Source organism: Glycomyces sp. YM15 (assembly GCF_016918015.1).
Taxonomy (GTDB): domain Bacteria; phylum Actinomycetota; class Actinomycetes; order Mycobacteriales; family Micromonosporaceae; genus Glycomyces.
Window position 1 is genome coordinate 282,997 of sequence record NZ_JAERMK010000001.1, and the last position, 13,201, is coordinate 296,197.

Consider the following 13,201-nt stretch of genomic DNA (forward strand, 5'->3'; position numbering starts at 1 on the left):
TTACCTGCCGGGCCGGGGTTTGCAGTTGCCGCTGACATGTGTCAGAATTTCCTGACATACGACAAGGATGGTTTTCATGGAGTCCGAGGAGTTGACCGGCGCGGCCCTGCTCGCGGCCTGCTCGGCCCTGGCGAACCCGCACCGGCTGCGCATTCTGGGCGCGCTCGCGGACGGGAGGCAGTACGTGAGCCTCCTGGCCCGCCAGCTCGGGATGAGTCGCCCGCTGCTCCACATGCACCTGCAGAAGCTCCAGGCCGCGGGCCTGGTGAGGGGTTCGCTGGAGCTCTCGGAGGACGGCAAGGCCGTCAAGTACTTCGAGGCGGTCCCGTTCGCCCTGGAGATCACGCCGCAGATCGTGAAGTCGGCGCTGCCGACCCTGCCCGAGACCGACCCGAGAAGGGAAACCTCGTTATGCCCACTGAACAAGCCGGGATGCTGTTCGTCTTCGGATTCTTCCTGCTGATCGTGGTGGTGATCGTCGCGGTCATCTTCTACTTCGCCACCACCGCGAAGGCCAAGGCCTCCGCCGCCCGCGAGGAGGGCTACCGCGAGCTCGCGGCCAAGGCCAATCTGGACGCGGCCGAGGTCAAGGCTTCGCTCGCGGAGATCAAGGGCCGCTTGGCGTCCGTGGAGCGGATGCTCAAAGAGGTCGACTGACGCCGCGAGCGCCGTGCGAAGAATTCGCGTGAATCGCGGTTAGGGCGCGCCCGATACGGCACCCTCGGACGCATGGACACGACCCGATCCGGCCTCGCCACAGCGCCTTTGACCGACGACGAGCTGGCCCGCATCGACGCCTACTGGCGGGCCGCGAACTACCTCACGGTCGGCCAGATCTACCTGCTCGACAATCCCCTGCTCCGGGAGCCGCTGCGCCCCGAGCACGTCAAGCCGCGCCTGCTCGGCCACTGGGGCACCAGTCCCGGCCTGAGCCTCATCTACGCGCACCTGAACCGCTGCATCGCCGCCCGCGACCTCGACATGATCTACGTGACCGGGCCCGGTCACGGCGGTCCCGCGATCGTCGCCAACACCTGGCTCGAGGGCACCTACCCGGAACTGCACCCTTCGGTGAACCACTCCGAAGAGGGCATGAAGCGGCTCTTCCGCCAGTTCTCCTTCCCCGGCGGCATTCCTTCGCACGTGGCCGCCGACGTGCCCGGCTCGATCCACGAGGGCGGCGAACTCGGTTACGCGCTCTCACACGCGTACGGGGCCGCGTTCGACAACCCCGAGCTGACGGTGGCGTGCGTCGTGGGCGACGGCGAGGCCGAGACCGGCCCGATGGCCGGCTCGTGGTTCTCGAACGTGTTCCTCAACCCCGTCACCGATGGCACGGTCCTGCCGATCCTGCACCTCAACGGCTACAAGATCGCCAACCCGACGATCTTCGCGCGCATCTCCGACGAGGACCGGATGTCGTTCTTCCGCGGCGTCGGCTACGAGCCGTTCATGGTGGAGGGCAGCGACCCCGCGAGCGTCCACCAGCAGCTGGCGGCCACATTCGACGCCTGCTTCGACCGGATAGCCGAGATCCGCGCCGACGCGCGCCGGAACGTGAACGGGCAGCCGGTGCGGCCGCACTGGCCGATGGTCGTCCTCCGGACTCCGAAGGGATGGACCGGACCCGACGAAGTGGACGGTGTTCCCGTCGAGGGCACGTGGCGGGCCCACCAGGTGCCGCTCGCGGCGGTGCGCACCAACCCCGACCACTTGGCGATGCTCGAGGAGTGGATGCGCTCGTACCGGCCCGAGGAGCTGTTCGACGCCATGGGCGGGCCCGCGCCCGAACTGCTCGACCTCCATCCGCAGGGGGCGCGGCGCATGAGCGCCAACCCGCACGCCAACGGCGGCCTGCTGCTGCGCGACCTGGTGCTGCCCGACTACCGCGAATACGGCCTGAAGGTCGAGGGCCACGGCCGCACCGTCGGCGAGGCCACCCGGGTTCTCGGCAGGTGGATCCGGGACGTCATCGGCGCCAACCCGGACCGGTTCCGCCTCTTCGGGCCCGACGAGGTCGCCTCGAACCGGCTCGACGCGGCGTTCGAGACCACCGATCGGCAGTGGACGGCCGAGATCCTGCCGACGGACGAGCACCAGGCCCCGCACGGGCGGGTCATGGAGGCGCTCTCGGAGCACCTGTGCCAGGGCTGGCTCGAGGGCTATCTGCTCACCGGCCGGCACGGGCTGTTCACCAGCTACGAGGCGTTCATCCACATCGTCGACTCGATGTTCAACCAGCACGCGAAGTGGCTCAAGACCACCAACGGCATCCCGTGGCGCCGGCCGATCGCCTCGCTCAACTACCTCTTGTCGAGCCACGTGTGGCGCCAGGACCACAACGGCTTCTCGCACCAGGACCCCGGGTTCATCGACCACGTCATGAACAAGAAGGCCGAGGTCGTGCGGGTCTACCTGCCGCCGGACGCCAACACGCTCCTGTCCATCATGGACCACTGCCTGCGCGGCCGCCAGTACGTGAACGTCGTGGTCGCCGGGAAGCAGCCCACGCTGCAGTACACGGGCATGGACGAGGCCGTGCGCCACTGCGAACGGGGCCTCGGCATCTGGGAGTGGGCCTCCACCGACGACGGGCAGTCACCGGACGTCGTGCTCGCCTGCGCCGGCGATGCGCCCACATTGGAGGTGCTGGCCGCGGCGGACCTGCTGCGCCAAGCCCTGCCCCGGCTCAAGGTCCGCGTCGTCAACGTCGTCGACCTCATGCGGCTCCAACCCGACTCCGAGCACCCGCACGGCCTCGGCGACCGCCAGTTCGACACGATCTTCACCGCCGACAAGCCGGTGCTGTTCGCCTTCCACGGCTATCCGATGCTCATCCACCGGCTCACCTACCGACGCCGGAACCACGAGAACCTCCACGTGCGCGGCTACAAGGAGGAGGGCACCACGACCACGCCGTTCGACATGGTCATGCTCAACGACCTCGACCGGTACCGCCTCGTCATGGACGTCATCGACCGCGTGCCCGGCCTCGGCCAGAACGCGGCGGGCCTGCGGCAGCGGATGGTCGACGCCCGGCACGCCGCCCGCGAGCACACCCGCATCTACGGCGAGGACCTGCCCGCGGTGGCCGAATGGCAGTGGCCGCACTAGACGGATACCGAAGCGGCGCAGCCGGATCCGTCCAACGGCTTGACACGAGGTGAACACGCTTCGTTAGTCTCTGAGGGGAGGCATGCTCGCAACCCCTTGGGAGGACTGCACGTGGCGAAGGTCAGGCCCGGTCGCGTCGTGGTCGACTACGGCGAGGACCTCGTGGTCTTCACGGTCGGCATGCGGATCAACAAGTTCTGGAGATTCCGCAAGTGGGTGCCGGTGTTCGCGTCGATGCCGAAGATGCTCCGCGAACTCCAAGCCGAGCCCGACCTCGGTCTGCTCGACTCGCGCACCATGATCGGCGGCCGCGTGATCATGGTCGTCCAGTACTGGCGCAGCGAAGAGCACCTGGAGCGCTACGCGCACTCGCAGGCGCACGCCCACCGCGGCTTCTGGAAGTGGTTCAACCGCAACGTGAAGAGCAACGGCGAGGTCGGCCTGTGGCACGAGCTCTACAAGGTCCGCGCCGGCGACTACGACACCTCGTACATCAACATGCCGCCGTACGGCCTCGCCCGCGCCACCAAGGAGCGGGACGCGACCCGCACCGACCCCGACGACCACGACCACTCGGCGGGCACGGCCGCCTAGGACTCCAGCAGCGCGAGGTTCTTGAGCAGGCTCTCGGTCGACCAGCCGCGCTGGTGCGACGTCTGCTCCTCGTCGAAGCCGCGCACCTCGCATTCGGCGATGAGGATGAGCATCAGGTAGACCCGGTAGAGGGCGAGCCGCCGCTCCTCCCCCGCGGTCATCGCCCGGCCCAGGAATCCTTCGACGGAGGCGGCCTGCTCGTCCTCGGCGCCGAACGCCAGCGAGACGATCTCGGCGATCGGATCCCCGTAGAAGGCCCGCTCGCCGTCGATGAACGCCTCGACGCGCCAACCGGACTCGTCCCGCTCCACGAAGACGTTGCCGTCCCACAGGTCGAAGTGGACGAGCGCCGGCCGGGTCACCTCGTCGAGCAGCTCGTGCTCGGCGGCGACGATCGCGGCGATCTCCTCGGCCGGTCGCGGCAGCGGCGAGCCGTTCTCGGCGATGTCGGCGAGGACGTCGTCGATCATCGCCTGGAACGACGCCGACCAGGAGTCGGCGACCGTGCGACCGCTCTTGCGCGGGTAGCCGAACCGCTCCCCGGTGACCGTGGCGAAACGCGCGCTCAAGGCCCCGATCTCCCGTCGCAGCGCCAGGAAGTCCTCTTCGGAGATCTCGTCGCGGGCCCTGGGCAGCACGGTGCCCTTGAGCCGGTCGATGATCATCACGCCCCCTTCGGGGTCGCCGTAGTGGAGCGCCGGCATCGGCACGCCCGCGGCGAGGCCGCGTTCGAAGCATTCGATCTCGGTCGCCATGAGGTCGACCTCGTAGCGCAGCAGCTTGTGCTCCTTGCCCGGGGCGACCTTGACGACCACATGGCGGCCGTCGGCGAGCGCCAATGCGTGCGCGGCGTTGAAGAACCCGTCCTTGAACTCTTCATGGCCGACGACCTCGACCGGTCCCGGGAGGTGCTTCCGGGCGAGCTCCTCGACGTCGGCGCGGTCGAGCTTGGGGCGAATCGCGATTTCCATCGGATCAGTCTGCGGCGGCGAGCGACTCCGGCGCAAGCGGGAAACCATGGCGCTCTTGCCTGGTGGGACGCGGGCGCACAGCGTGGAAGACCGGCTGTGGTCGAGCCGCGGGGCTCACGTCGAGGAGCGAGCGGCCGGTGCGGAGGTTCGGCAAGGACGACCTGGTGAACCACGCCCGGGACCCGCCACCGCGCGGCAATGCCGTGTGATCTGGGACACGGCAGAAATATTCGGATCCGGCCGGGTGTCGTACAGGTCGTTAGCACTCTCCACCACCGAGTGCTAATCCTGAGGAAGGAGACAGCCACCATGATCGTTCGCTACCAGCACCCTTACGCGGCGTTCCGGCAGTTCGACCGCGAATTCGAGCGGCTCGTCCGAGCCGGTTTCGGCCGGGGCTCGACCCAGTATTCGCTGCGCGCCGACGTCTACACCGAAGGCGAGGACCTCGTGGTCACCGCCGCCGTCCCGGGCGTGAGCCCTGAGGACGTCACCGTCGAGCTCGAAGGCCGACGCCTCTCGATCACGGCTGAGCGCCGCCAGCGCGAAGCCGCCGAGGGCGACCGCTACCTCGTTCGCGGACTCGCCGGGGGTTCGTTCCGCCGCGAGTTCCAGCTCCGCGAGGGCATCACCGCCGACCAGCTCAGTGCGGAGGTCGCCGACGGCATCCTGACGATTCGCATCTCGGGCGCCGTCAAGCCGGCCCCGCAGGCCCAGCGCATCCCGATCAAGGGCGTCGAGCCCAAGGCCGAGATCGAGGGCGAGGCGACGTCCGAGGACGCCGAGTAAGCACGCGCCGAAGCCGACGGCCCCGGGGTCTCCCCGGGGCCGTTCGCGCGTCCCCTGAAGATCTCAGCGGTGCGCCGCGCCGTCGGTCTCGGCCGTTTCGCGCGGGTCGGCGGTGAACCGCTCGATCGCCGCAGCGCGTTCGTCGCCGCCTCGTACGCGGTTTCGCCGGACGTCCTCCAATTGAGAGGAGACACTAACGGCGAGGAGATCGGTGCGATGAACGAGACCAGGCAACGCTACGTGTACGGGTTCGCCGAAGGCGACATGGACCATAAGGACCTGCTCGGAGGGAAGGGCGCGAACCTCGCCGAGATGACCAATCTCGGCCTGCCCGTCCCACCCGGGTTCACGATCTCGACCGAGGCGTGCCGGCGGTTCCTGACCGACGGCAAGGAGCCGCCGGGTCTGGCCGAGGAGATCGGCGAGCACCTGAAGCGGCTGGAGAGCGCGCGCGGCATGCGGCTCGGCGCCGCCGACAACCCCATGCTGGTCTCGGTCCGGTCGGGCGCGAAGTACTCCATGCCCGGCATGATGGAGACCGTCCTCGACATCGGACTCAACGACGCCTCTGTGGACGGGCTCGCCGCGGCCGCGGGCGACGAGCGGTTCGCCTGGGACTCCTACCGCCGGCTCGTCCAGATGTTCGGCGCGACCGTGCTCGGCATCGACCCGGGCGAGTTCGCGACCGCGCTGGACGAGGTCAAGCGGTCCCGCGGCGTCGCCGGCGACGACGGCCTCGACGCGGCCGCGTTGCGCGAGGTCGTCGCCGCCTACAAGCGCATCGTCCGCGAGGCGACCGGCCGCGACTTCCCCCAGGATCCCCGCGAGCAGCTCGACATGGCCGTCCGGGCCGTGTTCTCCTCCTGGAACATCGAACGCGCCCGTGTCTACCGCGCTCGCGAGCACATCCCGCACGACCTCGGCACCGCCGTCAACGTCATGTCCATGGTGTTCGGCAATCTGGGGCCCGACTCGGGCACGGGCGTCGCCTTCACCCGCGACCCCGCCACCGGCGCGCCCGGCGTCTACGGGGACTACCTCGCGAACGCCCAGGGCGAGGACGTCGTCGCCGGGACCCGGACCCCCGTGCCCCTTCAGGAGCTCGAACGGATCGACCCCGCGTCCTTCGAGGAACTCCTGGGCGTCATGTCGGTCTTGGAAGGCCACTACCGGGACCTGTGCGACGTCGAGTTCACCATCGAGCGCGGCAAGCTGTGGATGCTCCAGACCCGGGTCGGCAAGCGCACGGCGGCGGCCGCCTTCCGACTGGCGGTCCAGTTCCTGGACGACGGGCTCATCGACGTCAAGACGGCCCTCGGCCGCGTGACCGGCGAGCAGCTCGTACAGCTGATGTTCCCGCAGTTCGACCCGCACAGCGACGGCGAACCGATCGCCAACGGCGTGCCGGCCTCGCCGGGCGCGGCCGTCGGCGCGGCCGTCTTCGACTCGGCCGCCGCCACACGCCACGAAGGCCCGGTGATCCTCGTCCGCCGCGAGACCAGCCCCGACGACCTGCCGGGCATCATCGCCGCCGAAGGCGTCCTCACCAGCCGCGGCGGCAAGACCTCCCACGCCGCGGTGGTCGCCCGGGGCATGGGCAAGACCTGCGTGGTCGGCACGGACACCCTCGAGGTCGACGCTGAGGAGCGCCGGTTCACCGCCCCCGACGGGACCGTCGTCCGCGAAGGCGACCTGATCTCGATCGACGGGACGACCGGTGCGGTCTACGCGGGCGCGATCGAAGTGGTGCCCTCGGCGGTCGTCGAATACTTCGAAGGCCGCCTCGACGCCGATGAGCGCCACCTCGACCCGGTGCTCCAAGCGGTGGCCCGCATGATGGTCTACGCCGATGAGCACCGGCGCCTCGGCGTCCACGCCAACGCCGACACGCCCGCCGACGCGGCGCGGGCCCGGCAGTTCGGGGCGGAGGGCATCGGCCTGTGCCGCACCGAGCACATGTTCCTCGGCGAACGCCGACACCATGTCGAGGAGCTCATCCTCGCCGAGTCCGCGGCGGAGCAGGACAAGGTGCTCGCCGAGCTGCTGCCGATGCAACTGGGCGACTTCGTCGGGATCTTCGCGGCGATGGACGGGCTGCCGGTGACGATCCGGCTCATCGACCCGCCGCTGCACGAGTTCCTGCCCGACTTCACCGACCTTTCGGTCAAGGTGGCGCTGGCCGAGGAGCGGGGCGCCGTCGACGGCGGCGATGTCCGGCTGCTGCAGGCCGTCCGCCGCCTCCACGAGCAGAACCCGATGCTGGGCTTGCGCGGGGTGCGGCTGGGCCTGGTCGTGCCGGGCCTGGTGGCCATGCAGGTCCGCGCGATCGCCGAGGCGGCCGCGGCGCGGATCAGGGCCGGCGGCGACCCGCGGCCGGAGATCATGGTGCCGCTCATCGGCGGCCCCGAGGAGTTCGAGTTGATGCGCGAGGAGATCCAGCGGGTGCTCGACGACGTCGCCGAGACGGCCGGGTTCGCGATCAGCGCCAAGATCGGCACGATGATCGAGCTGCCGCGGGCCGCGCTCACCGCCGGCCGCATCGCCGAGCGCGCCGAGTTCTTCTCGTTCGGCACCAACGACCTGACGCAGACCACGTGGGGCTTCTCGCGCGACGACGTCGAGGGCTCGTTCTTCCCCGTCTACTTCGAGAAGGGGATTTTCGCGGCGTCGCCGTTCGAGTCCCTCGACGAGGTGGGGGTCGGGCGCCTGGTGTCGATCGCGGTGGACGAAGGCCGCGCGGTCCGGCCCGACCTCGCGATCGGCGTGTGCGGCGAGCACGGCGGCGACCCGTCCTCGGTTCGTTTCTTCGACCGGGTCGGTCTGGACTACGTCTCGTGCTCCCCGTTCCGGGTTCCCGTGGCGCGGCTCGAGGCCGGCAGGGCCGCCGTGGCCGCGAAGGCCGGCCCGGACGCCCGTCCACGCGCCGCGAAACGCTGATCGGTATCGACGGTGACGCCCACCGGCGGGCCGGAGCGGGCCCGCCGGTGGGCGGCCGGGCCGGCCGCCGCACCTCGGTGACCGCACAGGGAAAGGGACGGACCTGCCGGTCCGCCCCTTCGACGTGCGTTTACTCCGCGGCCCTGATCACCACGACGGGGCAGGCGGCATGCGTGACGCAGTGCAGGCTGACCGAGCCGAGAAGGGTCCCGGCCAGGCCGCCTCGGCCCCGGCTGCCGACCACCAGCAGGTCGGCCTCCTTCGAGCGCTCGACCAGCGCCTTGGGCGGGTATCCCATCTCGGCCACGGGAACGACCACCGGGGCGGTCCGGTCGCCGAGGACCTCGGCGACCGATCCCTTCAGGGCCCGCTCGGCCGTCTCCGCGAAGCGCTCACCGGGGACGACCTCCACCGGTGTCCCGTAGGTGGTCGGGATCTGCCAGGCGTGGAGCGCTTCGACCTCGGCCCCGGTGCGCTCGGCGTACGCGATCGCCCACCGCAGTGCCTCCAGCGAAGCGGGCGAGCCGTCGATGCCGACCACGACCCGTTCGCTCTTGTTCTCCACCATCGTTGTCTCCTTACTCGCTCGTTGGATGCAATCTATGCGGGGCCTGAGGCTCCGGCGAGGGACGATCGCGATCCGGATCGGGACCATCGTCCCTGATGAACCGCTTTCCAGTCGTTCAAGCTGACAACATGAGCGAATCGAGACGAACAGCGCGAGACGGGTCGCGACGGCGCCCGGAGATCGGAACCGCCCCGGACCGCATTCGGGATCTCCCGTGACGGCCGCGGTCGACACGAGCGTGTCGCGCGATTATCACGAGCTGGAGGCCGAAGCGGCGCTGCGGCTGCTGGCGACCGACTCGGTGTCCGGCCTGTCCAGCGAGGCCGCGATGGCGATCCTCGCCAGGACCGGGCCGAACAGCCTGCCCGAGGCGGTGCGCGCCGGTGTCCTGGTGCGCCTCCTGCGGCAGGTCCACAATCCGCTGATCTACGTCCTGCTGGCCGCCGGGGCGGTCACCGCCGTCCTCGGGGAGTACGTCGACTCGTCCGTGATCTTCGGGGTGGTGGTCGTCAACGCGGTCATCGGCTTCATCCAGGAGTCCAAGGCGGAGGCGGAACTCGCGGGTCTGCGGTCGATGGTCCGCACGCAGGCCAGGGTCGTACGCGACGGGCGGGAGCGGAGCGTGCCCTCCGAGGTGCTGGTGCCCGGCGACCTCGTCAGGCTCGAGGCGGGCGACAAGATCCCCGCGGACCTGCGGCTGACGCACTCGATCGGGCTGCGGGTCGACGAGTCGGCGCTGACCGGCGAATCCGAACCGGTGGAGAAGCAGGTGGACTCGCTGCCGGCGGCGCTTCCGGTGGCCGACCGGCGCAACATGGGCTACTCGGGCACGCTGGTCACCTCCGGATCCGGCACCGGCGTGGTGTGCGCGACCGGCACCGCCACGCAATTGGGCGAGATCCACCGGCTCATCGGCGCCGCCCAGACCCTGGCGACGCCGCTCACGGCGAAGCTCGCCGGGTTCAGCCGCCTCCTGACCGTCGCCATTCTGGCCTTGGCCGCCGTCACCTTCACGATCGGGCTGCTGCGCGGCCATGACGCGGTCGCGACGTTCACGGCCGCCGTCGCCCTCGCCGTGGGCGCGATCCCGGAAGGGCTCCCCGCCGCGGTGACGGTCACGCTGGCGATCGGCGTGGCCCGAATGGCGCGGCGGCGGGCGGTGATCCGGCGCCTGCCGACCGTCGAGACGCTCGGCAGCACCACGGTGATCTGCACCGACAAGACCGGCACGCTCACCGAGAACCAGATGACGGTGCAGGCGATCTGGACGCCCGGCGCGCGGTACGAGGTCAGCGGCTCCGGCTACGCGCCCGCGGGAGCGGTTCACGACGGCTCGGGCAGTGCGGTCGGCACCGAACACGACCGGGCACTGCACTGGACGCTGCTCGCCGGAGCGGTCTGCAGCGACGCGAACGTGACCGGGCACGAAGGCGAATGGAGCGTGATCGGCGACCCCACCGAAGGCGCGATGCTGGTGGCCGCCGCGAAGGCGGGACTCGATGCCGACGCGGCCCGTGCGGACCTGCCGCGCGTCGCCACGATCCCCTTCAGCTCGGAACGGCAGTTCATGGCCACCGCCCATCGCCGCGGCGACGGGCACCGGCTCGTACTCGTGAAAGGCGCCGTCGAGCGGCTGGTCGAACGCTGCGGCACGCAGATGGACGCGGACGGTGCGGTCCGGCCCCTCGACCACCTCGCCGTCACGGGCGCCGCGGCGGACCTGGCCGACCGCGGGCTCCGCGTGCTGGCGACCGCGGTGCGCCCGGCGACCGGTCCGGAAACCTCCGACTGGGGCGACCTCGACGAGGACGCACTCGACGGACTCGTCCTCACCGGGCTGCAGGCCATGCTCGACCCGCCCCGCGAAGCGGCGGCGTCAGCGGTCGCGGCCTGCCGGTCGGCGGGCATCTCGGTGAAGATGATCACCGGCGACCACGCGGCTACCGCCGCCGCGATCGCCCGGAAGGTCGGCCTGCTCGCCGACGGCGACGGGGCCGTCCTGACCGGCGCCGAACTCGCGGCGCTGCCCGACGACGCGGTCGTTCACGCGGTGCAGCGGACCGCGGTGTTCGCCCGTGTCGCTCCCGATCAGAAGCTGCGGCTCGTCGCCGCCCTGCAGGAGAGCGGGCACGTGGTCGCGATGACCGGCGACGGCGTCAACGACGCCCCCGCGCTCAGGCAGGCCGGCATCGGTGTCGCCATGGGCGCGAGCGGCACCGACGTCGCCAAGGAGGCGGCCGACATGGTCCTGACCGACGATGACTTCGCGACCGTCGAAGCCGCCGTCGAGGAGGGCCGCGGCGTCTTCGACAACCTCACCAAGTTCATCACCTGGACGCTCCCGACGAACCTGGGCGAAGGACTCGTGATCCTGGCCGCGATCCTCTTCGGCGCGGCCCTGCCGATCCTGCCGAGCCAGATCCTGTGGATCAACATGACGACCGCGGTCGCCTTGGGCCTGATGCTCGCGTTCGAGCCGAAGGAACCGGGGATCATGACCCGGCCACCGCGGCGGCCGGGGCAACCGCTGCTCACCGGGGCGATCCTGTTCCGGACCGCGCTGGTGTCGGTACTGCTCGTGGCCGGTTCGTGGTGGCTGTTCAACTGGGAGCTCGCGAACGGCGCGGGCATCGCCGAAGCGCGGACCGCGGCGGTGAACGTGTTCGTGACCGTCGAGGCCTTCTACCTGTTCAGCTGCCGGTCGCTGACACGTTCGGCGTGGCGGATCGGCCTGTTCTCCAACCGGTGGATCATCGTCGGGCTCGCCGTGCAGGCGGCCGCCCAGCTCGCCATCACCTACACGCCGGCGATGAACGCCGTGTTCGAGACCGCCCCGATCGGCCCCGACGTGTGGCTGCGCATCCTCCTGATCGCCGCGGTGACCAGTCTCGTAGTGGCCGTGGAGAAGCGGATCCAGAACCGCCGTACCGAGCGGCTCGGGGCATCGGTCCCGACGACCTGAGACGACGCCGGCGGGACGGAACCCGTCCCGCCGGCATCGCGTCACCGGAGAAGGCGCGCTCCAGACGAAGAGCAACGGGGCGGCGCGTGCCGCCCCGTTGCAGTCGCGGCCCTATGGCCGGATGATCACCACCGGACAGCGGGCGTGGGTGGCGCAGTACTGGCTCACGGAGCCGATGAGGGCCCCGACGAATCCGCCGTGCCCGCGGGAGCCGACCACCAGCAAGTCGGCGTCCTCGGCAAGGTCGAGCAGGACCTTCCCCGGGTGCCCCTCGACGACGCGGCGCTCCAGTCGGACCCCCGGCCGCTCCGCCGCGGACTCGTCCGTGATCTTCTCGAGCTCCCGCCGCGCCTCATCGGCGAACTCCGCCGCGGGCAGCACCATCGCCGCGGTCCCGTAGTTGGCGGGGATATGCCAGGCCAGCACGGCCAGCACCGACGATCCCGACTCCTCGGCGTGCTCCATCGCCCATGCGAGCGCTTCCTTCGACGGCGCCGATCCGTCGACCCCGACGACGATCCGCTTCGCCTGCTTGCGTTCCGGCATGGCCCGCTCCTTCCTCTCGAACCCCCAGCCTCGCCGCTCCGGGAGCACGGGACCAGAGCCGAACGTCCTGGTTCCGCGGGCCCGCGGTCACCGCGCCGCCTGCGGTGCCCGGTGCCGGGGCCGACGGACGTTCGAGACGGGACCTTCGACCCTGCCCCGCCGCTTCGAGCGGGCGAAAGCTGGACGGAGGAGGCGAACCGCCATGCAGATCGAACGCCCGACCGCCTACGTGGTCACCGTGTCGCTCGGCGCTTTGGCGCTGCTCTACGCGGGGATCTCCCCCACTCTGATCCTGATCGGCATGTTCCTGGCGGCCTGTCCGTTGCTGATCGCCGTCATCATGGGCGCCGTACGCGGCGATCACCGCAGACCGGGGGTACGACCCGAGCCGCCGGGCGACAATGAGCTTTGAGCAACCTGAGAGGAGTACCGGTCGTGACACTCATCTGGTTCATCGTCTGGTTCATCGCCAATCTCGTGGGCGGCAATGATCCACTGCTCTTCGACCCGGTCAACGCCTGGGCCGGCACGTTGATCCTGGCCGTCGCCCTCGACTTGTCCGCAGCGCACGCCGGCAACACCGCGAAGCGACGGCGGTGACGCGATTCCTCGGCCGCTCCGGCCGCGTCGTGTCCCTGAAATCAGTTCACCCGGCGCTACGTTCCGCAGACCTCGAGCGACGCCTGGTCGCCGGAGGCATCACTCGAGAGGTCGATGCCG

At 70.4% G+C, this 13,201-nt stretch carries 12 protein-coding genes; 9 read left to right on the top strand and 3 right to left on the bottom strand.

The annotated features are described in order from the left end of the window. Window positions 1-76 precede the first annotated feature (76 nt). From JHY01_RS01315 to JHY01_RS01330, 4 genes are all read left to right on the top strand, one after another. A complete protein-coding gene (locus JHY01_RS01315) occupies window positions 77-463 on the top strand; it encodes a winged helix-turn-helix domain-containing protein (RefSeq protein WP_240192219.1) in 387 nt (128 codons plus the stop codon). Then, entirely contained in the window at window positions 412-657 is a 246-nt protein-coding gene (locus JHY01_RS01320) for a hypothetical protein (protein WP_205323784.1), read from the top strand. Before JHY01_RS01315 ends, JHY01_RS01320 begins: the two co-directional genes overlap by 52 nt. Window positions 658-729: 72 nt before the next feature. Beyond that, window positions 730-3,114 carry a phosphoketolase gene (locus JHY01_RS01325; protein WP_205323785.1) on the top strand — a complete coding sequence of 795 codons (2,385 nt, stop codon included), beginning with the start codon at window positions 730-732 and terminating at the stop codon, window positions 3,112-3,114. Window positions 3,115-3,225: 111 nt separating this feature from the next. Beyond that, on the top strand, window positions 3,226-3,708 hold the full coding sequence (locus tag JHY01_RS01330; RefSeq protein WP_205323786.1) for a DUF4188 domain-containing protein: 483 nt from the start codon (window positions 3,226-3,228) through the stop codon (window positions 3,706-3,708). Here JHY01_RS01330 and JHY01_RS01335 read toward each other — a convergent pair. After that, window positions 3,705-4,679 (bottom strand): phosphotransferase family protein, encoded by a 975-nt coding sequence (locus JHY01_RS01335; protein ID WP_205323787.1) that lies wholly within the window; start codon window positions 4,677-4,679, stop codon window positions 3,705-3,707. The two genes, JHY01_RS01330 and JHY01_RS01335, sit on opposite strands and share 4 nt — an antisense overlap. Before the next feature lie 309 nt (window positions 4,680-4,988). Between JHY01_RS01335 and JHY01_RS01340 the strand changes: the two genes are divergently transcribed. Beyond that, complete coding sequence (locus tag JHY01_RS01340; protein WP_205323788.1) at window positions 4,989-5,468, top strand: Hsp20/alpha crystallin family protein; 480 nt, start codon at window positions 4,989-4,991, stop codon at window positions 5,466-5,468. A gap of 216 nt (window positions 5,469-5,684) precedes the next feature. Next, window positions 5,685-8,405: a pyruvate, phosphate dikinase gene (gene ppdK / locus JHY01_RS01345; RefSeq protein WP_205323789.1), complete on the top strand. Its 2,721-nt coding sequence runs from the start codon at window positions 5,685-5,687 to the stop codon at window positions 8,403-8,405. 130 nt (window positions 8,406-8,535) lie between these two features. Here the strand turns inward: ppdK and JHY01_RS01350 are convergent, their stop codons facing one another. Further along, entirely contained in the window at window positions 8,536-8,973 is a 438-nt protein-coding gene (locus JHY01_RS01350) for a universal stress protein (protein WP_205323790.1), read from the bottom strand. A 214-nt stretch (window positions 8,974-9,187) separates the two neighbouring features. Between JHY01_RS01350 and JHY01_RS01355 the strand changes: the two genes are divergently transcribed. Next, a complete protein-coding gene (locus tag JHY01_RS01355; RefSeq protein WP_205323791.1) occupies window positions 9,188-11,935 on the top strand; it encodes an HAD-IC family P-type ATPase in 2,748 nt (915 codons plus the stop codon). A gap of 111 nt (window positions 11,936-12,046) precedes the next feature. Here JHY01_RS01355 and JHY01_RS01360 read toward each other — a convergent pair whose 3' ends face one another. Beyond that, window positions 12,047-12,481, bottom strand: a complete 435-nt coding sequence (locus tag JHY01_RS01360; RefSeq protein WP_205323792.1) for a universal stress protein — start codon at window positions 12,479-12,481, stop codon at window positions 12,047-12,049. A 202-nt stretch (window positions 12,482-12,683) separates the two neighbouring features. On the opposite strand from JHY01_RS01360, the gene JHY01_RS01365 reads away from it, so the two are divergent. Together JHY01_RS01365 and JHY01_RS01370 are read left to right on the top strand one after the other, a co-directional pair. Beyond that, complete coding sequence (locus tag JHY01_RS01365; RefSeq protein WP_205323793.1) at window positions 12,684-12,893, top strand: hypothetical protein; 210 nt, start codon at window positions 12,684-12,686, stop codon at window positions 12,891-12,893. Window positions 12,894-12,916: 23 nt separating this feature from the next. Continuing rightward, complete coding sequence (locus JHY01_RS01370) at window positions 12,917-13,081, top strand: hypothetical protein (RefSeq protein ID WP_205323794.1); 165 nt, start codon at window positions 12,917-12,919, stop codon at window positions 13,079-13,081. Window positions 13,082-13,201 lie beyond the last annotated feature (120 nt).

Coding starts and splice junctions, on each gene's coding strand:
- JHY01_RS01365 (WP_205323793.1), top strand. CDS start 12,684: ATGCAGATCGAACGCCCGACCGCCTACGTGGTCACCGTGTCGCTCGGC.
- JHY01_RS01325 (WP_205323785.1), top strand. CDS start 730: ATGGACACGACCCGATCCGGCCTCGCCACAGCGCCTTTGACCGACGAC.
- JHY01_RS01350 (WP_205323790.1), bottom strand. CDS start 8,973: ATGGTGGAGAACAAGAGCGAACGGGTCGTGGTCGGCATCGACGGCTCG.
- JHY01_RS01360 (WP_205323792.1), bottom strand. CDS start 12,481: ATGCCGGAACGCAAGCAGGCGAAGCGGATCGTCGTCGGGGTCGACGGA.
- ppdK (WP_205323789.1), top strand. CDS start 5,685: ATGAACGAGACCAGGCAACGCTACGTGTACGGGTTCGCCGAAGGCGAC.
- JHY01_RS01320 (WP_205323784.1), top strand. CDS start 412: ATGCCCACTGAACAAGCCGGGATGCTGTTCGTCTTCGGATTCTTCCTG.
- JHY01_RS01340 (WP_205323788.1), top strand. CDS start 4,989: ATGATCGTTCGCTACCAGCACCCTTACGCGGCGTTCCGGCAGTTCGAC.
- JHY01_RS01315 (WP_240192219.1), top strand. CDS start 77: ATGGAGTCCGAGGAGTTGACCGGCGCGGCCCTGCTCGCGGCCTGCTCG.
- JHY01_RS01335 (WP_205323787.1), bottom strand. CDS start 4,679: ATGGAAATCGCGATTCGCCCCAAGCTCGACCGCGCCGACGTCGAGGAG.